16 protein-coding genes are annotated in these 19,383 nt (G+C 64.8%); 3 read left to right on the top strand and 13 right to left on the bottom strand.

Annotated elements, in window-relative coordinates:
- Nucleotides 1-317 precede the first annotated feature (317 nt).
- The 9 genes from B4F51_RS10705 to B4F51_RS10665 all read right to left on the bottom strand — a co-directional run bounded on the left by B4F51_RS10705 (nucleotide 318) and on the right by B4F51_RS10665 (nucleotide 10,267).
- A complete protein-coding gene (locus B4F51_RS10705; RefSeq protein ID WP_296225359.1) occupies nucleotides 318-695 on the bottom strand; it encodes a chitin-binding domain-containing protein in 378 nt (125 codons plus the stop codon).
- A gap of 336 nt (nucleotides 696-1,031) precedes the next feature.
- Nucleotides 1,032-1,847: a M55 family metallopeptidase gene (locus B4F51_RS10700; protein ID WP_296225329.1), complete on the bottom strand. Its 816-nt coding sequence runs from the start codon at nucleotides 1,845-1,847 to the stop codon at nucleotides 1,032-1,034.
- A gap of 3 nt (nucleotides 1,848-1,850) precedes the next feature.
- Nucleotides 1,851-2,879, bottom strand: coding sequence for a P1 family peptidase (locus B4F51_RS10695; RefSeq protein ID WP_296225327.1), 1,029 nt, complete (start codon nucleotides 2,877-2,879; stop codon nucleotides 1,851-1,853).
- A 1-nt stretch (nucleotide 2,880) separates the two neighbouring features.
- Nucleotides 2,881-3,780: a glutathione ABC transporter permease GsiD gene (gene gsiD / locus B4F51_RS10690; protein WP_296225325.1), complete on the bottom strand. Its 900-nt coding sequence runs from the start codon at nucleotides 3,778-3,780 to the stop codon at nucleotides 2,881-2,883.
- 10 nt (nucleotides 3,781-3,790) lie between these two features.
- Complete coding sequence (gene gsiC, locus B4F51_RS10685) at nucleotides 3,791-4,714, bottom strand: glutathione ABC transporter permease GsiC (RefSeq protein ID WP_296225323.1); 924 nt, start codon at nucleotides 4,712-4,714, stop codon at nucleotides 3,791-3,793.
- 70 nt (nucleotides 4,715-4,784) lie between these two features.
- On the bottom strand, nucleotides 4,785-6,338 hold the full coding sequence (gsiB, locus tag B4F51_RS10680; protein ID WP_296225321.1) for a glutathione ABC transporter substrate-binding protein GsiB: 1,554 nt from the start codon (nucleotides 6,336-6,338) through the stop codon (nucleotides 4,785-4,787).
- 38 nt (nucleotides 6,339-6,376) lie between these two features.
- On the bottom strand, nucleotides 6,377-8,224 hold the full coding sequence (locus tag B4F51_RS10675) for a dipeptide ABC transporter ATP-binding protein (RefSeq protein ID WP_414706738.1): 1,848 nt from the start codon (nucleotides 8,222-8,224) through the stop codon (nucleotides 6,377-6,379).
- Nucleotides 8,225-8,291: 67 nt separating this feature from the next.
- On the bottom strand, nucleotides 8,292-9,257 hold the full coding sequence (locus B4F51_RS10670) for an isoaspartyl peptidase/L-asparaginase family protein (RefSeq protein ID WP_296225318.1): 966 nt from the start codon (nucleotides 9,255-9,257) through the stop codon (nucleotides 8,292-8,294).
- A 17-nt stretch (nucleotides 9,258-9,274) separates the two neighbouring features.
- Entirely contained in the window at nucleotides 9,275-10,267 is a 993-nt protein-coding gene (locus B4F51_RS10665; protein WP_296225316.1) for a MurR/RpiR family transcriptional regulator, read from the bottom strand.
- A gap of 251 nt (nucleotides 10,268-10,518) precedes the next feature.
- Between B4F51_RS10665 and B4F51_RS10660 the strand changes: the two genes are divergently transcribed.
- Nucleotides 10,519-12,456 (top strand): ATP-binding cassette domain-containing protein, encoded by a 1,938-nt coding sequence (locus B4F51_RS10660; RefSeq protein ID WP_296225314.1) that lies wholly within the window; start codon nucleotides 10,519-10,521, stop codon nucleotides 12,454-12,456.
- Between the two features lie 32 nt (nucleotides 12,457-12,488).
- A complete protein-coding gene (locus B4F51_RS10655; protein ID WP_296225312.1) occupies nucleotides 12,489-13,601 on the top strand; it encodes a CaiB/BaiF CoA transferase family protein in 1,113 nt (370 codons plus the stop codon).
- On the opposite strand, the gene B4F51_RS10650 is transcribed toward B4F51_RS10655, so the two are convergent.
- The 4 genes from B4F51_RS10650 to alr form a co-directional block, all read right to left on the bottom strand.
- On the bottom strand, nucleotides 13,584-14,105 hold the full coding sequence (locus tag B4F51_RS10650; RefSeq protein ID WP_296225311.1) for a DUF523 domain-containing protein: 522 nt from the start codon (nucleotides 14,103-14,105) through the stop codon (nucleotides 13,584-13,586). The genes B4F51_RS10655 and B4F51_RS10650 overlap by 18 nt on opposite strands.
- Before the next feature lie 16 nt (nucleotides 14,106-14,121).
- Nucleotides 14,122-14,601, bottom strand: coding sequence for a disulfide bond formation protein B (locus B4F51_RS10645; protein ID WP_296225309.1), 480 nt, complete (start codon nucleotides 14,599-14,601; stop codon nucleotides 14,122-14,124).
- Nucleotides 14,602-14,702: 101 nt separating this feature from the next.
- Nucleotides 14,703-16,073: a DNA repair protein RadA gene (gene radA, locus B4F51_RS10640; RefSeq protein WP_296225307.1), complete on the bottom strand. Its 1,371-nt coding sequence runs from the start codon at nucleotides 16,071-16,073 to the stop codon at nucleotides 14,703-14,705.
- A gap of 86 nt (nucleotides 16,074-16,159) precedes the next feature.
- On the bottom strand, nucleotides 16,160-17,284 hold the full coding sequence (gene alr / locus B4F51_RS10635; RefSeq protein WP_296225305.1) for an alanine racemase: 1,125 nt from the start codon (nucleotides 17,282-17,284) through the stop codon (nucleotides 16,160-16,162).
- A 644-nt stretch (nucleotides 17,285-17,928) separates the two neighbouring features.
- Between alr and lplT the strand changes: the two genes are divergently transcribed.
- Complete coding sequence (lplT, locus tag B4F51_RS10630) at nucleotides 17,929-19,245, top strand: lysophospholipid transporter LplT (RefSeq protein WP_296225303.1); 1,317 nt, start codon at nucleotides 17,929-17,931, stop codon at nucleotides 19,243-19,245.
- Nucleotides 19,246-19,383 lie beyond the last annotated feature (138 nt).

The following is a 19,383-nucleotide window of genomic DNA, read 5'->3' as shown; positions in this document are numbered from 1 at the left end:
ACACGGAAATCCTGACACTCCCTGCAGGTCAGGCTTTCATCTCGGCGTTCCGAGTTCGAAACTCGGCGCGTGAGGCTTTTTTCTCGGCATTCCGAGTTCAGAGCTCGGCGTGTGAGGCTTTTTTCTCGCCGTTCCGAGTTCAGAGGTCGGCGCGCGAGGCTTTTTTCTCGACATTCCGAGTTCGGAGCTCGGCGCGCGAGGCTTTTTTCTCGGCATTCCGAGTTCAGAGCTCGGCGCGCGAGGCTTTTTTCTCGGCGCTTCGAGTTCCGGGCCTGGCGCGCCGAGTGCAAAGCATTGAAACCGCGCCTGCAACAGCGTCAGGAAACCACCTCGTCACACGCGTCTTTCACGACGCACATGGAGAAGCGCTTGTCGAACACCTGGCCGCTCGGGCAGTGGTCGAGGACGGCCCGTGATTGGGCGTCGCAGGTGGCGTAGGCTCGTGTGCAGTTGGTCCGCACGGGCTGGTTGGGGCCTCGGTTGGTGCCATCGTCAACGAGGAAGCGGCCGGACGGCGACGGGCACTTGAATTCGGCGGCGGCCTTGGAGAGGGCTGCGGCCGACTGGGCGGCACGCGAGGACGGCGACGCCTGTGAAGTCTGGGGTGTCGGCGGGCTGGATGGCGGCGGGCGGCGGTCGCAGGCCGTCAGGGCAAGCGCACACAGCAGCGTGGCGAGTGTGAGCGCGCGGGGCATGGTTTTCTCCTTCGGGAATTTCATGCCTGAAGTTTGACGCTGCGCGGCGGGCTGTGCAATGTGCTGCGGGTGCATCCCTTGTTTCGTCCCCTGCCGGGGCCGACCTACTTTCTTTGTCTTGCCAAAGAAAGGTAGGCAAAGAAAGGCGCGCCCGAGATGGCGACTTCCCCTTGAATTTCTGTAACCAGGCGGAGACGGGGAAAACTCGCTTCGCTCAGACAGTTCCCCGTCCTTTTTCCGCCCGCTTACAAAAATTCAAGGCGCCATCTAGGGCAGGTACGGCCACACCGTCTGAGTGCGAGTGTTGGAGCTACTGAGCGTGCGTGGTTTCGACGCTTAGCGCAGCATCGCGGACATGGCGGACAGGCTGTTCAACATGCGCACGGCGTGCTCGACGGAATCGGCCGCAAAGCGCAGCATCGTGCCGTCTATGCGTTCCAAGGCAGGCCACTGGCAGAACAGATCGGCCAGCGCGGGCGTTTGCGTTTGCAGGCGGCACACGATCGGGGCCTGGATGCGCAGCGGCATGCTGAAGTGCCCGCGCTGTACCGCTGCCTTCACCGCCGCGTAGATGGCCTCGCACGACTGCTTTGGCGAAAGCGATGTCCCCGCGCTCTGCCCGTCGGCCTGCTTGGTCTCGACAAACGTGGTGTGCGGCAGCAGCGGCTTCGTTTCCCTGATGAACACATCGTCGCCGCTGGCAACGGCAACCGGCACGCCGCGCTCGCCGGCCAGGGCGCCGTAGATGCCGGCCTCACCCAGTTCCTGCTCGTTGAACCACACGCGCGCAAACGCGAAGCTGTTAATGGTGTGGGCCAGTACGCCGCGGCTACCGGCGCGCGCGTGGTAGCCGATCATGCAGACGGCATCGCAGCCGTCCACGCCGGCCATCATGCTGAGGTAACGCGGCTTGCCGAGCACGAAGCGTGCGCGACGGTCCATGGAATCGGGGATGAGGTTGCGGAAACCGCCGTGCGAATCGTTGACGAGCACTTCCGTGGCGCCGCCATCGAAGGCACCGCGCACGGCGGCGTCGGCCTCGGCGGTCATCCAGCGGCGGGCGCGTTCGTATTCGGGGTTGCCGGCACGCGTCTGCTCGGTGTGAAAGACGTTAGCCACGCCTTCGATGTCGGCGGAAATCAGGATACGCATGGGTTACAGCAGATCAGTGAGGGCACGGCGTGTGTGACCATCGCGGCCCGTGACGGTTTCCGCGTGAAAGAGTGCATGCACGATGGCCTGCTCGACGCCGTCGGCAGCGGCCTGGAACAGCGGGTCAAGGTGCGCTTCGTGCGTCATGGCAATGGCGGGCATGGCGCGTGTGCCCTCGTGCGGCACGGTGTAGGCGGTCGAGAATGCCAGCGCGATATCCCCGCTGCCATGGCCGAATACGGAGCCGGTGCGTGCCAGGCCCGCGCCCGCGCGCAGGGCAAGGCGGCGCAACTGGCGCGCGTCGAGCGGCGCGTCGGTGGCCAGCAGCATGATGATCGAGCCTTTCTCCGGCTCGGGCGCCGCAGCTGCAATCGCGCGAGCAAGTTCGGGGCCGATGTGCTTGCCGGCAAGCGTCAGGTTCTGCGTCACGCCAAAGTTGGACAGCACCAACGCCCCCACCGTGCGCTGTGTGCCATCGGCCAACGTCACCACGCGCGAGGCTGAGCCGATCCCGCCCTTCACGCCGAACGACGACATGCCCCGCCCGGCACCAACCGCGCCCTGCGCAAACTCCACGTCCGCCGCCGCATACGCGGCGTTGTAGTGCACATCACCCACTGCAAAGGCCTGCAGATCGTTCAGGTAACCGTCGTTGCACTCGAACACGAGCGGATTGACGGTCGACCATGCACGGCCGATCTGCGGATTGGCTTCAACGGCCTGGACAATCTGCGCCTGTGCCACCGCCCCGACGGCAAACGTGTTGGTCAGCGCAATCGGCGTCTCCAGCACGCCAAGCTCTGCGACTTGCACCAGCCCGGCGCTCTTGCCGAAGCCGTTGAGCACGGCGCAGGCGGCCGGCACCTTGTCGCGGAATGGGTCGCCAGCGTGCGGGCGTACCACGGTCACGCCCGTCTGGATATCGCCACCGGCAAGCGTGGCGTGACCGACGGTCACACCAGCAACGTCGGTGATGCTGTTGCTCGCACCGGCCGGCAGCGCGCCGATGTGTGGAATGGCGAGGCTCGACATCTCAGCGGCGGTCGATCTTCGGGTCCAGCGCGTCGCGCAGGCCGTCGCCCAGCAGGTTGAACGCCAGCACGGTCAGAAAGATGGCGAGGCTCGGGAAGATCGCCACGTGCGGTGCCGTCACCATGTCGGCGCGGGCTTCGTTGAGCATCGCGCCCCACTCCGGCGTGGGCGGCTGCGCGCCCAGGCCCAGGAACGAGAGGCTGGCGGCAGTGATGATCGAGGTGCCGATCCGCATCGAGAAGTACACGACGATGGACGAGATCGTGCCCGGCAGGATGTGCCGCATGATGATGGTCCAGTCCGACGCGCCGATGCTGCGCGCAGCTTCCACATACGTCAGGTGCTTGAGCATGAGCGCATTGCCGCGCACCAGCCGCGCAAACGCCGGGATGCTGAACACCGCCACGGCAAACACCACGTTCATCATGCCGTTGCCCAGGATGGCCACAATGCCGATGGCCAGCAGGATGCCCGGGAAGGCGAACAGCACGTCGGAGATGCGCATGACGATGCGGTCCCACCAGCCTTCGTAGTAACCGGCGAGCAGGCCGAGCACGGTGCCCACGATTGCGCCGATGATGACCGACACGAAGCCCGCTTCGAGCGAGATGCGCGTGCCCATCAGGATGCGGCTGAAGATGTCACGGCCGAGCGAATCGACGCCGAACCAATGCTGCGCCGATGGGCCCGCGTTGAGCGCGTCGTAGTCGAAATAGTTTTCCGGGTCGAACGGCACGATGTGCGGCGCCAAGATGGCGATCACCACCAGCGCGATCACGAACACACCGGCGCCCATCGCCAGATGCTGCTTGCGGAACTTGCGCCAGAACTCGCTCCACGGCGTGCGGACGGGTTCGCTTGCGGCTTGTGGCATGACTGCGGGGCTTGCGGCTTGTGTCATGACGGCCTCTTTATTTCTTGTAGCGGATGGTCGGGTTGATCACGGTGTACAGCACGTCCACCACCAGGTTGATCAGGATGAATTCCAGCGAGAACAGCAGCACCTCAGCCTGGATGACCGGGTAATCGCGCATCTCCACCGCATCCACCAGCAGGCGCCCGAGGCCTGGCCAGTTGAACACCTTCTCCACCACGATCGAGCCGCCCAGCAGGAAGCCGAACTGCAGGCCCATCATGGTCACTACCGGGATCATCGCGTTGCGCAGGCAATGCTTGATGACCACCACCGTCTCGCGCACGCCCTTGGCGCGGGCGGTGCGCACGAAGTCTTCCTGCAGCACTTCGACAAACGAGGCACGGGTAAAGCGCGCCATCACGGCAGCCACCGCAGCGCCCAGCGTGAGCGAAGGCAGGATGTAGTGCTTCCAGCTATCGGCGCCGATGGACGGCAGCCAGCCGAGCTGCACCGAGAACACTTCCATCAGCAGCATGCCGAGCGCGAAGGCCGGAAACGAAATGCCCGACACCGCGAGCGTCATGCCCAGGCGGTCCGGCCATTTGTTGCGCCACACGGCGGAAACAATGCCGATGGCCATGCCGAAGATCACCGCCCACACCATGCTGGCAATCGTCAGATTGAGCGTGGGCCAGAAACGATCGCCGATCTCTTCGCTCACCGGGCGCTTGGTGCGGATGGAGTTGCCGAACTCGCCGCGCGCGGCGTTGGCGAAGAAGCGCACGAACTGCTCGTGCATCGGCTTGTCCAGACCCAGGTCCTTGCGGACCAGGTCAACGGTCACGTCATCGGCCTCGGGGCCGGCGGCCAGGCGCGCCGGGTCGCCCGGCAACAGGTGCACGAACAGAAACACCAACACCGCCACAATCAGCAGTGTCGGGATCACGCCCAGCACACGTTTTAGGAAGTAGTTCAGCATGGCAAATCCACCGCAGGCGGAGATTCAATGGCCCGCGCAGGCGCCGCGCGGGCCGGTACAGCATTGAGGCTTACTGCTTGATGTCGATGTCGTCGAAGCTGAACGAGCCGTCCGGCGCCACGTATGCACCCGACAGGCGCTTGTTGCGCGCGTAGACGATCTTCTCCGTCACCAGGAAGGCCCACGGTGCGTCTTCCCAGATGCGCTTCTGCGCGTCGGTGTAGAGCTTGCTCTTCTCAGTGCGATCGGTCGTGCGCAGGGCGCCGGCAATGTCGGCATCAACTTGGTCGTTCTTGTAGTACGCCGTGTTGAACGACTTGGGCGGCATGGCTTCGGACGCCAGCAGCGGACGCAGTGCCCAATCCGATTCACCCGTCGACGACGACCAGCCCGCGTAGTACATGCGCACGCCGGCGTCCTCGGGTTTTTGCACGCTTTCCACGCGCTCGACGCGCTGACCGGCTTCCAGCGCCTGCACCTGCGCCTTGATGCCGACTTGCGCCAGTTGCTGCTGCACGAACTGGATGATCTTCTGCGCCGTGGTGTGGTTGTAGGCCGACCACAGTTGCGTCTCGAAGCCATTCGGATAGCCCGCTTCCTTCAGCAACTCGCGCGCCTTGGCCGGGTTATACGGCCACGGGCCCAGCTTGACGGAATAGTCCACGCCCGGCGGCACCACACCCTCCGCGGGCACGGCGTAACCGGCGAACGCAACCTTGGTGAGCGCGTCTTTGTTGATGGCGTAGTTGATGGCCTGGCGCACCTTCGGGTTGTCGAATGGCTTCACGTGCGTGTTGAAGCTGACATAGCGCTGGATGATCGACGGCGCGGCAATCAGGTCAACCTTCGGGCTGCTCTTGAGCACGGTGGCCTGCTCGAAGGGGATCGTGAACGCGAAATCCGCTTCGCCCGTCTGCATGACGGTGGCGCGCGTGTTGTTGTCCACCACCGGCTTCCAGGTGATGGTGTCGATCTTGGGCAGGCCGTGCTTCCAGAAACCGTCGAATTTCTTGCCCTTCAGGTAGTCGGTCTGCTTCCACTCGACAAACTCGAACGGGCCGGTGCCGACCGGGTGGAAGGCGATGTCCTTGCCGTACTTCTTCAGCGCGGTGGGCGAGATCATGGCGGCCGACGGATGCGCCAGCACGTTGATAAACGGCGAGAACGGCTCCTTGAGCGTGACGCGTGCGGTGGTCGGGTCCACCACTTCGGTCTTGGCGACGCGGTTGAACAGCGTGTAACGCTTGAGCTTGTTAGCCGGGTCGGTCACGCGGTCCAGGTTGGCCTTGACGGCGTTGGCATCGAACGTGGTGCCGTCATGAAACTTCACGCCCTTGTGCAGCTTGAACGTGTAGACCAGGCCGTCCTTGCTCACCTCGTAGCTGTCGCACAGCACGTTGACGAGCTTCATGTCCTTGTCGAAGCCGAACAGGCCCTGATAGAACGACTTGGCGGCGCTGAACGACAGCGTGTCGTTGGCGTCGTACGGGTCCATCGTGGTGAAGGTCGAATAGACCGCCATCACGGCATCCTTCGCGGCGAAAGCCGGCATGGTGATTGCGGCCAGCGCCAGGCCACTGGCAACCATGGCTGCGCGCGGGGCGAAAGCAAATCGGTTGAACATGTCCTTCCTCCTCAAGAAAGTGTGTGACTTCACAGCGTTCAATACGCGCCGCCGATGGAATGGCGGGCAACAAAGTGGTCTGGCGCCACTTGCACCAAGGGCTGAACCACCGGCATGTCGTCGATGGCGCGAATCGGGCTTGGAATCTCGTGCGTGGACAGCTCGCGTTTCAGGTGCCGGCGCGCCGGGTCCGCAATCGGCACCGCCGACATCAGCTTCTTCGTGTACGGATGCTGCGGGTTTTCGAAGATCGCGCGGCGCGGGCCGATCTCGACGATCTGGCCGAGGTACATCACGGCCACGCGATGGCTGATGCGCTCCACCACCGCCATGTCATGCGAGATGAACAGGAACGCAACGCCAAACTCCTTCTGCAGGTCGAGCATCAGGTTGACGATCTGCGCCTGGATCGACACGTCCAGCGCGGACACCGACTCATCGGCAATCACCACCTTCGGGTTCAGTGCCAACGCACGCGCAATGCAGATGCGCTGGCGCTGCCCGCCCGAGAATTCATGTGGATAGCGCGACGCATGCGCGGCCTGCAGGCCCACCTTGTCGAGCAGCCATTCCACGCGTTGCTGCGCCTCTTTGCCGGAGGCCACCTTGTGCACCAGCAGCGGCTCCATGATGGAGTAGCCGACCGGCACGCGCGGGTCCAGCGAGGCGAATGGGTCCTGGAAGATGAACTGGATATTCCGGCGCAGCGTCTGGAGCGCGGGCCCCTTCAACTCGCCGATGTTCTGGCCGGCAAATTCGATGCTGCCGCTCTGGCTGTCCACCAGACGCAAGAGCGACCGTCCCGTCGTCGACTTGCCGCAGCCCGATTCACCGACCAGCGCCAGCGTCTCACCAGGGTAGAGATCGAAACTGACCTGCTCCACCGCATGCACCCGGCGCGTGACGCGGCCGAAGATGCCCGTGGGCACGTCAAAGCGCGTGACGAGATCACGCACACGCAAAATGGGTTGAACATCATGCGACGCAGCCGGTTGCGGTGTCGTATCGACCACGGCGGACGTGCCATCCACCCGCAACAGCGGAAAACGCGCCGGGCCATCGGTGCCCTGCATCGAACCCAGGCGCGGCACTGCCGACAGCAGCGCGCGCGTGTACGGATGCGCCGGCTGCGCAAACACGGTGGCCGATGGCCCCTCTTCCACGCGGTCGCCCTTGTACATGACGAGCACGCGGTCGGCCACTTCGGCCACCACGCCCATGTCATGCGTGATGAACACCACGGCCATCTGCAGCTCCTGCTGCAGGGCGCGGATCAGTTGCAGGATTTCCGCCTGGATGGTCACGTCGAGCGCGGTGGTCGGCTCGTCGGCGATCAGCAGCGACGGGCGGCACGACAGCGCCATGGCAATCATCACGCGCTGGCGCATGCCACCCGACAGTTGGTGGGGATAGCGCTCCAGGACCCGGCGCGCTTCCGGAATGCGCACCAGCTCCAGCATGCGCAGCGCCTCGGCCTTGGCCTGGCTATGCGACTTGCCTTGGTGCAGCCGGATCGACTCGGCAATCTGCTCGCCTACGGTGAACACCGGGTTGAGCGAGGTCATCGGCTCCTGGAAGATCATCGCAATGTCGGCGCCGCGCACACTGCGCATGGCGGCCGGGCTGGCATTCACCAAGTCCAGCACCTCGCCATTGCGGCGGCGCAAATGCATGTGGCCGCTGACGATCTTGCCGCCACCGTGCTCCACCAGCCGCATCAGCGCCAGCGACGTAACGGACTTGCCCGAGCCGGATTCGCCCACCACCGCCAGCGTCTCACCGCGATCCACATGGAACGAAAGGTTGCGCACCGCATCGACGACGCGCTCGGACGTGGCAAAGCGCACGCTCAGGTCTTGCACCTGCACAATGCGCTGCTCGGGCATGGCGATGGCGGTTGGCTGGCTGGTGATACTCACGGCAACTCTCCTGCTGTCCTGCTCGCTGTTCTGCTTACCGGTAGATCGACACGACGGGCGCTTCCGACCCGCGCGCGAACCCGCGGTACATCCCTTCGGTGTTGAACGGCAACGCGACGTTGCCTTGCGCATCAACCGCGATCAGCCCGCCGCGCCCTTCGATGGCGACAAGTTTGCGCATGACCACATCGTCGGTCGCATCGGCCAGCGACTTGCGGGCGTATTCCATCTGCGCGGCCACGTCGTAGGCAGCCACGGCGCGGATGAACATCTCGCCGGTGCCGGTGCACGACACGGCAGCCACGTTGTTGGCGAAGCAGCCCGCACCGACGATGGGCGTATCGCCCACGCGGCCGACCTTCTTATTGGTCACGCCGCCCGTTGATGTGGCAGCGGCCAGCCGGCCCTGCGCGTCGCACGCCACGGCGCCCACGGTGCCGAACTTGCTGTCGGGATCGATGGGCGCGGCTTCCTTGGCCACGAGCGATGCAGCATCGTGGTCGAGGAACATCGCCATGCCGTCTTTCTGCCGGGCGCGCTGCCACTGGGCGTAGCGCGCCTCGGTGTAGTAGTAGTCCGGCTCGACAAACTCGAGGCCTTGCGCCTGTGCGAACGCCTCGGCACCTTCGGAGGTGAACAGCACGTGTTCGCTGTGCTCCATCACGGCGCGGGCGGCCAGGATCGGGTTGCGCAGGCGCTTAACGCAGGTGACTGCGCCGGCGGCCAGCGTGGTGCCGTCCATGATCGACGCATCGAGTTCGTACGTGCCGGCGCTCGTGAGCACCGCGCCCTTGCCGGCGTTGAACAGCGGGCATTCTTCGAGCAGGCGCACGGCTTCAGTCACCGCATCCAGCGCGCTGCCGCCATCAACAAGAATGCGCTGGCCGGCTGCGAGGATGTCGTTGAGCGCCTGCTGGTAGGCGGCTTCCTGGCCGGCGCTCATGGCCGAGCGGGTGATGGTGCCGGCGCCACCATGGATGGCAAGAATGGGCGTGGTCATGCGTGGCTCAATGAAAATCAGTTTTCAGCGGCGCGTTTGCGGCCGCGGCGGTTTGTGTTGGCGGCCTTGGCGGTCTCGGTGCCGGATGCATTGCCGCGCGATGCCTGCCCCGTATGCAGCCACGGCAGCACGAACGCCGTCAGGCGCTCGGCCGACTCCAGCGAATGCGCAGAACGGTGCGCGACCGCGCCGCACAGCGCCTCGAACAGCGCCACGGCGGCCGTGTCGGACGTTGCCGAGAACTGCCGCTCCGTGCGCGCATACAGCGCAATGTCAGCCAGCGGCGCCAGCGGCGAGGTCGGGCTATCGGTCAGTGCCAACACTTGGCAGCCCTGATCACCCGCCTGCTTGGCCAAGGTAATCGTGTCGGCTGCATAGCGCGGGAAAGCGATGGCGATCAACAAATCCTTCGACCCGATCTTGCGCAACTGGCGCGCGGCATCCGAGGCACCGCCCGGCTGCGAGACGGCGATCACCGTGTCGCAGTACAGGTCCAGCCCGTGGCGCAACAGCCCCGCCAGATAACCGCTCGCGCCAAAGCCCATCACGTAGATGCGCTGCGCACCGAGGATGGCGCCGACCGCGCGCTCACAGGCCGCCGCGTCGAGCATGCGGCGCGTGGCATCGAGGTTGGCGATGTCTTCGTTGAGCGAGGCGGCAAAGATCTCGGCGCTGGTCGCCGGGCGCGCCAGCTCGTGACGCAGCTTCTCGACCGGCGCGAGCGTCGCCTCAAAGCCGCGCAGCAGTTCAGCGCGAAACTGCGGGTAACCATCGAAGCCCAGCGCCAGCGCAAAACGGTTGGCCGTGGCAATCGACATGTCCACCGCTGCCGCAAACTCGTCAATGCGCATGGTGGCCGCGCGAAACGGGTTCGCCAGCACGTATTCGGCCATGCGCTGGTGCGCCGGCGTGAGCGTGGCAAGCGCCGCCCCAATGCGCTCGGAGACGGTCGCCTCGGCCGCAAATGCGCCCTTCGACACATCCGTACGCTTGCTGTTGGGTTTCGCCATGTTCCGGGGCCGTGAAAATTTTGTGTAAATGTATTTTCATGAACCAGCCATGTAAAGAAAAAAACTTTCATAACGGCCTATGGTTTTCCCTAGGTCGAATGCGCATGCACGGATGCCGGGCAGAACAGTCGCTTCCGTAGTGCAATGCACCAACCCAAACCGTCCGAACCGCAGCCGAAGCCCCAGGATCGTGCGCCGCAGCAGGCTACAATCGCACCCTTCTCCGATTTGCCTTCAAAGCGCAGTTTTTCGTGATCCGATTCGACGACCTCGTCCTCCAGCGCGGCACCAAGGTGCTGTTCGACCACGCCTCCGCCACGCTCAACCCCGGTGAACGGGTCGGCCTCGTCGGCGTGAATGGCAGCGGCAAATCCACGCTGTTCTCGATACTGCGTGGCGAGCTGCATGCCGACGGCGGCGAAGTCGCCATCCCGCCCACCTGGCAGGTCGCGCACGTGGCGCAGGAAACGCCTGCCGTGGAGCGCAGCGCACTCGACTACACCCTCGACGGCGACACCCGCCTGCGTGACATCGAGCGCAGCCTCGCCGCTGCCGAGGCCGCCCACGACGGCCACGCGCAAGCCGAAGCCCACACCGCCTTTGCCGATGCCGACGGCTATACCGCCCCGGCACGCGCGCAGGCCTTGCTGCTGGGTCTCGGCTTCACGATGACGCAGACCACGCAACCGGTAGCGAGCTTCTCCGGTGGCTGGCGCATGCGCTTGAACCTCGCGCAGGCGCTGATGTGCCCGTCCGACCTGCTGCTGCTCGACGAACCGACCAACCACTTGGACCTCGACGCCGTGGTCTGGCTGGAAGACTGGCTCTCGCGCTACCCCGGCACGCTGGTCATGATTTCGCACGACCGCGAATTCCTCGACGGCGTGTGCAACGTCACGCTGCATATCGAGCACCAGAAGCTCAAGCGCTACGGCGGCAATTACACGCAGTTCGAGACACAGCGCCTGCAGCAGATGGCGCTGCAGGAGGCGTCGTACGCGCGGCAGCAGAAGCAGATCGCGCATCTCGAATCATTCATCACGCGCTTCAAGGCCAAGGCCAGCAAGGCCAAGCAGGCGCAAAGCCGCGTCAAGGCACTTGAGCGCATGGAGCGCCTTGCGCCTGTGCATGCGGCGGCGGGGTTCTCGTTCGAATTCCGCGAGCCTGATGCGGCCCCCAACCCGATGCTGACCTTTGAAGGCGTCGATTGCGGCTACCCCGGCCCCAGCGTTGATCAGCCCATCACCATCCTCAAACACCTGACGTTCTCGATCCAGACCGGTCAGCGCATCGGCCTGCTGGGCGCCAACGGGCAAGGCAAATCGACGCTGGTGAAGACGCTGGCCGATACGCTAGCGCCGCTCTCAGGCACCATCCGCCGCGGCAAGGGCCTGCAGATCGGCTACTTCGCCCAGCACCAGTTGGAAACGCTGGACGACCACGCCTCGCCGCTGCTGCACCTGGCGCGCCTGGCGCCGGACGTGCGCGAGCAGGAGCTGCGTGACTTCCTCGGCAGCTTCAACTTCCGCGGCGACATGGCGACCGCACCCATCGCACCGTTTTCCGGCGGCGAGAAGGCGCGCCTCGCGCTTGCGCTGATTGTCTGGCAGCGCCCCAACCTGTTGCTGCTCGACGAGCCAACCAACCACCTCGACCTCGACACGCGCGAAGCGCTGACCATGGCGCTGGCCCAGTTCGACGGCACGCTGATCCTCGTCTCACACGACCGGCACTTGCTGCGCGCCACGACTGACCAGTTCCTGCTGGTAGGCCAAGGCACCGTCGCCCCGTTCGATGGCGATCTGGACGACTACCGCGACTGGCTGCTCAAGCAGGCCGCTGCCAAACGTGCCGCTGCCAGCGCACCCGCCACCTCCACCGATGCGGATGGCACACCTGCGGTCAATCGTCGAGACCAGAAACGCGAAGAAGCCGAGCAACGCCAACGCCTTGCCGCCCTGCGCAAGCCGCTGCAAAAGAATGTCGACGCCATCGAAAAGCGCATGACGCCACTGCAGAAGGAAAAGGCCGAACTCGAAGCCTTCCTCGCTGATGGCGCAGCGTATGAAGAGGCCAACAAAACGCGCCTGATGGAAGGTCTGCGCCGCCAGGTCGAACTGAACACCGAGCTGGACCAGTTGGAAGAACGCTGGCTCGAGCTGCACGAACAACTCGAACAAATCAATTAAGGCTGGCGTGTCCGGCCAAGGAGACCATCTTGATGACGACCCCATCGCCGGACACCGCCACTGCCACACATCAACCGCTGGCGGGCGTGCGCGTGCTCGACCTCACGCGCTTGCTGCCAGGCCCCGCCGCCACGCGCCACCTGGCCGACCTCGGCGCGACCGTCCTCAAGATCGAAGATTCAGGCCCCGGCGACTACGCACGCGACATGCTCCGCACGTCCGCCGACCGCGCGGCCGAACGCCCGAGCCTGTTCTTCCGCTCGCTCAATCGCGGCAAGGCTGAACTGCGGCTCGACCTCAAGCTTGTTGAAGACCGCGAAGCGTTCATCGAACACGTGCGCCACGCCGACGTGCTCATCGAGAGCTTTCGCCCCGGCGTGATGGCGCGTCTCGGCGTCGGTTGGGAAACGCTGCGCGCGGCCAACCCGTCACTGGTGATGTGCTCCATCAGCGGCTATGGGCAGGACGGGCCACTAGCCCAGGCAGCCGGCCACGACATCAACTATGTCGGCTATGCCGGCATGCTGGATCAACTCACCAGCGTTGACGGCACGCCCATCGTCCCCAATGTGCAGATCGGCGACCTGCTGGGCGGTGCGCTGACAGCGGTGGTCGGCATTCTGGCCGCGCTAGTAGATGCACGCGCCACCGGACGTGGCCGCTACATCGACGTGTCGATGACGGACTCGGTGTTCGCGCACAACTTGATGGCGTTCTTTGCGGTCGGCACGCGCGGCCAGGCGAGCCGCGCAGGCACTGATCTGCTCAACGGTGGAGTACCCTGCTACGGCGTCTACCGCACCGCAGACGACCGCTTCATGGCCGTAGGCGCCCTGGAGTTGAAGTTCTGGCAGACGATGTGCGACGTGCTCGGCAAGCCCGAATGGAAAGACAAGCACTGGACGCGCGGCCAGCGTGTCGGCGGAGAAGAAGCACACGCCATGCGCGATGAGCTTGCGGCGCTGTTCCGCACAGCCACACAAACTGAATGGACGGCGCGCTTTGCATCAGCCGATTGCTGCGTCACGCCGGTCTTGCGCATGGAAGAAGCCTTGCAGCATCCGCTCTTTGCCGAGCGCAACAGCGTGGTGAAGGAGAATGGCGAGCCCGTGCAGCTCGCCCTGCCGCTACGGTTTGCGGACTGAGCCAGCGTCGGCACGATCCAGCGCATCGAGCAGGTGCGCAGCCTCGGCCAACTGGTGTTGGCTGAACACGCGAATGCCGTGCTGGCGCAAGAGCGCTGCCGTCACACCCTCGCCGGGTTGTAGTTGGCTGGAGAACGTTCCGTCGTAGAGAAAGGCGGAACCGCAGGATGGGCTGCGCTCGGTCAGCACGGCGACTTGCACGCCTGCTGCCTGCGCAGCCTCCAGGGCACGTTGCGCACCCCGTACAAATGCCTCGGTAACGTCATGGCCGTGGTGTTCGACCACACGAGCCGTGCCAAGCAGCACCGCCGTGCCACCGCCCTCACCATGGATTTCCGCCGGCGAGCGCGGCACCGGCAGACCGCCGGCCATTTCCGGGCACATCGGCACGACGCGCCCTTCCATCTGCCAGCGCGCCAGGATGCCGCCCTCGGTCGCAACCGTGCCGCCGTCGTAGCGGACCGGCTGGCCCAGCAGACAGGCACTGACGAGGACGGGCTGCACGATCGATGGCCTATGCCTAGCGACGCTCGCGGCGGATCATCGCCACCACCAGCGTCAGCGCCAGGATCAGCATCCAGATCAGCGACCAGACCGGCACCGACAAGCCCAAAACCGGCGGCATCGGCCCAACACACAGGCCATCGGCTTCAAACACCTGCGGCAGCCATTTGGCCGTGGGCAGCGCGTTGACCCAGTTTTCGATCGGATCGATGCCGCACGTTGCCTTCGGGTTCAGCAGCAGCGAAACGTGGTACCCCGCCACGCAGATCCCGGCCAGCCCAGACAGCATTCCCAGCCCGTGCCACAGCAGCCGCGTGGCAGACGATAGCGCCGCCAGTAGTGAAAACACACCGATGCCCAGAAATGCAAACCGCTGCAGGATGCACAGCGGGCATGGCTGCAGCCCCTCCACATGCTGGAGATACAGCGCATAGCCGACCAGCCCGAAGGCGATCACGGCAATCAGCAGGAAAAAGGCGCGCGAGTTGGCTTGCATGGCGGCGACAGATCAGGGAGAAAAGTTGGCGGATTATCGCATTGCAATGGCATTCGCATTTTCAAATGACGCCATCGACAGTGTTCCAAAGATTTGAAGGACTAAGCCTCCAGCGCCCGCACGCGGTCGATCGCCTGCTCGATGCGCTCGACGGCAATCACTTCCAGCCCGTCGATCGGCTGCTTGGGCGCGTTGGACTTCGGAATCACGGCAATCGAGAAGCCCAGCTTGGCAGCCTCCTTCAACCGCTCCTGGCCACGCGGCGTCGGGCGAATTTCCCCGGCAAGGCCGATCTCGCCAAATACGACCAGCCCGCGCGGCAGCGGCTTGTTGCGCATCGACGAATGGATGGCCAGCAGCACCGCCAGGTCCGCCGCCGGCTCGGTGATCTTCACCCCGCCCACGGCATTGAGAAACACGTCCTGGTCAAAGCATGCAATGCCGGCGTGACGGTGCAGCACCGCCAGCAGCATCGCCAACCGGTTCTGCTCCAGGCCCACGGCCAGGCGGCGCGGGTTCGGCACGCCCGCCGTATCCACAAGCGCCTGAATCTCCACCAGCAGCGGCCGCGTGCCCTCCTGCGTGACCAGCACGCACGAGCCCGGCACTACCTGCTCGTGCTGCGACAGGAACAGCGCCGAAGGGTTGGCCACGCCGCGCAGGCCGCGCTCCGTCATGGCAAAGACGCCCAGTTCATTGACCGCGCCAAAGCGGTTCTTGAACGCGCGCACCAGCCGATATGCCGAATGCGTATCGCCCTCGAAGTACAGCACCGTATCGACGATGTGCTCCAGCACGCGCGGGCCGGCCAGCGCGCCTTCCTTGGTCACATGCCCGACCAGGATGGTGGTCACGTCGAGCCGCTTGGCGATGCGCGTGAGCTGCGCCGCACATTCGCGCACCTGCGCCACCGACCCCGGCGCCGAGGTCAACGCCTCGGAATACAGTGTCTGGATCGAATCGATGACGACCACCTCGGGCTTTTCCGTCTCGATGGTCGCCTGGATACGTTCAAGCTGGATCTCGGCCAGCAGCGCAAGGTTTGGGCTCTCGATGCCGAGGCGGCGCGCACGCAAGGCGATCTGCGCGCCGGACTCTTCGCCACTCACGTACAACACACGCCGGCTGGCCGACAGGTTGGACAGCGCTTGCAGCAGCAACGTCGACTTGCCGATCCCCGGGTCGCCGCCGATCAGCACCACGCCGCCGCCCACCAGGCCACCGCCCAGCACGCGGTCAAACTCGTCGATGCCGCTGGAGAATCGCGGCACATCCTCCGCGTCGATATCCGACAGCTTGCGCACCGTCGCGCTCGATGCCAACGACTGGAAACGAGCGCCGGCACCAGACGCCGGCTGCGCCACGGTTTCCACCATCGTGTTCCATTGCTGGCAATGCGGGCACTGCCCCGCCCATTTCGGCGACGTGCCGCCGCACTCGGTGCACGTATAGACCGTCTTGCTCTTGGCCAAACAACCCCCTGCTTGCGGCCGCCGGACGTATCAGGCAGCCGCTTGATCTTCGTATTGCGTATGTATGACTAGGTTCGCGAAGGCGCTCAGGCAGCCTTGCCGAGCTCGCCCGCCGCTGCCGTTTCGACCGGCTCGACCGTCACCGGCACACGCGGCGCCAGGGCGCACATCAGTTCATAACCGACGGTGCCGGCGGCATACGCCACTTCGTCGATCGGCAGGCCCTCACCCCACAACGTGACCGGCGTACCGACGCGCGCATCGGGCACGCCAGCCAGATCCACCGTGATCATGTCCATCGATACGCGGCCCACGATGTGCGTGCGCACGCCATCGACCAGCACCGGCGTATGGTTGCCACTCCAGCCCGGTGCGTGACGCGGATAGCCATCGGCATAGCCGCACGCAACCACGCCGATGCGCATCGGCTGCTCCACCTTGAAGCGCGAGCCATAGCCGATGGTTGCGCCCGGCTGCAAGTCCTGGATCGCAATCAGTTCGCTCTTGAGCGACATGGCGGGCATCAGCCCGGTGCCTTCGATGTCAGCGGCCAGGCCGGTCGGCGAAGCGCCGTACATGATGATGCCGGGGCGCACCCAATCGCGGTGCGCCTTCGGATGCCACAGCGTGGCGGCGGAATTCGACAGGCTCGCCTCGCCCGGCAGCCCTTGCGTGGCCAGCTCGAAGGCGGCGAGCTGATGATCGATGCCGCGCGGGCCGTCGGCGTCGGAGAAGTGCGTCATATGGACGATCGTGCCGACGCCCGAAATGGCACGGGTGCGCTCCCATGCGGCACGGTAGGTGGCGGGGGCGAAGCCGAGGCGGCTCATGCCCGTGTTGATCTTGAGTTGCACGCTGATGGGGCCTTTCAGGCGCGCCACTTCCAGCATGCGCAACTGCTCTTCGTTGTGGACGGTAGTGGTCAGGCGGTACTGCTCGACGATGGCCAGATCTTCCGGCTTGAAGAAGCCTTCGAGCAGCAGGATGGGCCCCTGCCAGCCGAGTTGGCGCAGGCGAACGGCCTCATCCAGGTCGAGCAGGCCGAAGCCGTCGGTCTGGCGCAGTCCTTCATACACACGCTCGATACCGTGGCCGTAGGCGTTGGCTTTGACGACGGCCCACACGCGCGAGTCGGGCGCATGACGGCGGGCCACCTGGAGATTGTTGGCAAGTGCGGGGCCGTGGATGACGGCCTGAATGGGTCTTGGCATGACGGCAAACCTGCAGAACGTTGGGGCGATGGCGCGCTCGTGGCGCGGCGTCGGTGCTGCAACGCAATAAGCGTGCGCGGCGGGCAAGGCTGGGCCTCCGGCCTTGCACCACAAGCGTTCTATTTGACCACAGGACGCGAACAGGTTCGCGCGGTCAGGCGAATCGCCAAAAAGAAAGTGGGCGGCCGTCACGGGGAGCGCACACGTTTCGTGATATAAAGCCGTTCAATTTAGGCATGGGAAAACATACGTGATGCGCTGGCTGCATAAGGAAAGTTGGGCAACATCCACTTCTTTCTGCGCAACGGCGTCACATCTGGTTTGACCATGCGCACAGGCGAGACAAAAACACGCACGGGGCGGAACGCATGCCCCAAACGCCTGTCAGTGAAGATTCCTGCGGTTGCCCGGCGATGCATGTCTTGCAGCACCAAACTGGCCCCGCCCAAGGGAACCACAGTCAGGGGAGCTCGCGCGAGCCAAGGCACCGCTGCCGCACTCGCGCACCTGCGCACTGCGCGGCCGGTCAGCCGACGCACTGCCCGGCCGGCTGCCCTGGGAGGACGCTTCCGCGTGCCGGCGCGTTGCCGGCGCGTCGTGGCGACGGGAATGGCACCGCGGTCTACGGGGACGAATTCGAAGGTATGAAGAAGGGCTTTTACACCATCATGGCGGCGCAGTTTTTTTCGTCGCTCGCCGACAATGCGCTGCTCATCGCCGCCATCGCCCTTCTGACAGAGATGCATTCACCGCAGTGGATGACCCCGCTGCTCAAGCTGTTCTTCGTTCTCTCTTACGTTCTGCTTGCCGCCTTCGTGGGCGCGTTTGCCGACTCCATGCCCAAGGGCAAAGTGATGCTCATCACCAATGCCATCAAACTGCTGGGTTGCGGCGTGATGCTCACCGGCGTACATCCGTTACTCGCCTATGGCGTGGTCGGCTTTGGCGCGGCGGCGTATTCGCCGGCAAAGTACGGCATCCTGACCGAGCTGCTCCCCCCTGAAAAACTCGTCGCCGCCAACGGCTGGATCGAAGGGCTCACTGTCGGTTCGATCATTCTCGGCACGGTGCTTGGCGGGGCGCTGATTTCCAAGCATGTGTCGGCGTGGCTGCTGTCGTTCGACATCCCCGGCCTCGAATCCATCGACACGCCGGCCGAGGCCGCCATGCTCGTGATCATGGCGATGTACCTGGTTGCGGCGGTGTTCAACCTGCGCATTCCAGATACGGGCGCGCGCTATCCGCAGCAAGAGAAAAACCCGGCGCGGCTGATCTCGGAGTTTGCCGACTGCTTCAACGCCCTGTGGCACGACAGACTAGGCCAGATCTCGCTGGCGGTGACGACGCTGTTCTGGGGCGCGGGCGCTACGCTGCAGTTCATCGTGTTGAAGTGGGCGGAGCAATCGCTGGAACTGAACTTGTCGCAAGGCGCCATCCTGCAGGCCGTGGTGGCCGTGGGCGTGGCCGCAGGCGCCATGGCAGCGGCGGTGAAGATCCCGCTGCGCCGCTCGCTCGACGTGCTGCCGGTGGGCGTGGCGATGGGTGTCGTCGTCATGCTGATGGCGTTCTACACCAAGCACACGATTCCCGAAGTCACCTTCCACATCGGCGAGATGAAGCTGCCGCTGTACATGCTGATTGCCTACCTGTTCCTGATGGTGGTGGGCGCCATGTCGGGCTTCTTCGTGGTGCCGATGAATGCGCTGCTGCAGCACCGCGGGCACGTGTTGCTCTCGGCCGGCCACTCGATCGCCGTGCAGAATTTCAACGAGAACGTTTCGGTGCTGCTGATGCTGTGCCTGTACGCCCTGCTCATCAAGCTGAACGTGCCGGTGGGCGTGGTCATCGTTTCGTTCGGCATCTTCGTGTGCATCACGATGGCCCTGGTGATGCGCCGGCATCGCGCCAGCGAAAAGCTGTACCACACCGCCGCCCTCATCGGCGAGGACAAGCACCACTGAGCGTATCGTTACGCGCCGCCTCGGCTTCAGCGCCGATTTTTTCTCCGAAGATCCACTCGATGGTAATCGTGCGTTGGCGCAGCTCTTGAAGCCATGCCTGGGCATGACGGTGCAGGTAGCGTTGCTGACGGCGGCCAT

The sequence above is a fragment of the Ralstonia sp. UBA689 genome (assembly GCF_002298975.1).
GTDB lineage: Bacteria > Pseudomonadota > Gammaproteobacteria > Burkholderiales > Burkholderiaceae > Ralstonia.
The sequence above is the reverse complement of the archived record's forward strand: the minus strand, read 5'-3'. Positions and strand labels throughout refer to the sequence as shown.

Excerpts from the sequence above, each read along its gene's own strand:
- B4F51_RS10705 (WP_296225359.1), bottom strand. The coding sequence starts at position 695 with ATGCCCCGCGCGCTCACACTCGCCACGCTGCTGTGTGCGCTTGCCCTG.
- B4F51_RS10700 (WP_296225329.1), bottom strand. The coding sequence starts at position 1,847 with ATGCGTATCCTGATTTCCGCCGACATCGAAGGCGTGGCTAACGTCTTT.
- B4F51_RS10695 (WP_296225327.1), bottom strand. The coding sequence starts at position 2,879 with ATGTCGAGCCTCGCCATTCCACACATCGGCGCGCTGCCGGCCGGTGCG.
- gsiD (WP_296225325.1), bottom strand. The coding sequence starts at position 3,780 with ATGACACAAGCCGCAAGCCCCGCAGTCATGCCACAAGCCGCAAGCGAA.
- gsiC (WP_296225323.1), bottom strand. The coding sequence starts at position 4,714 with ATGCTGAACTACTTCCTAAAACGTGTGCTGGGCGTGATCCCGACACTG.
- gsiB (WP_296225321.1), bottom strand. The coding sequence starts at position 6,338 with ATGTTCAACCGATTTGCTTTCGCCCCGCGCGCAGCCATGGTTGCCAGT.
- B4F51_RS10675 (WP_414706738.1), bottom strand. The coding sequence starts at position 8,224 with ATGCCCGAGCAGCGCATTGTGCAGGTGCAAGACCTGAGCGTGCGCTTT.
- B4F51_RS10670 (WP_296225318.1), bottom strand. The coding sequence starts at position 9,257 with ATGACCACGCCCATTCTTGCCATCCATGGTGGCGCCGGCACCATCACC.
- B4F51_RS10665 (WP_296225316.1), bottom strand. The coding sequence starts at position 10,267 with ATGGCGAAACCCAACAGCAAGCGTACGGATGTGTCGAAGGGCGCATTT.
- B4F51_RS10655 (WP_296225312.1), top strand. The coding sequence starts at position 12,489 with ATGACGACCCCATCGCCGGACACCGCCACTGCCACACATCAACCGCTG.
- B4F51_RS10645 (WP_296225309.1), bottom strand. The coding sequence starts at position 14,601 with ATGCAAGCCAACTCGCGCGCCTTTTTCCTGCTGATTGCCGTGATCGCC.
- alr (WP_296225305.1), bottom strand. The coding sequence starts at position 17,284 with ATGCCAAGACCCATTCAGGCCGTCATCCACGGCCCCGCACTTGCCAAC.
- lplT (WP_296225303.1), top strand. The coding sequence starts at position 17,929 with ATGAAGAAGGGCTTTTACACCATCATGGCGGCGCAGTTTTTTTCGTCG.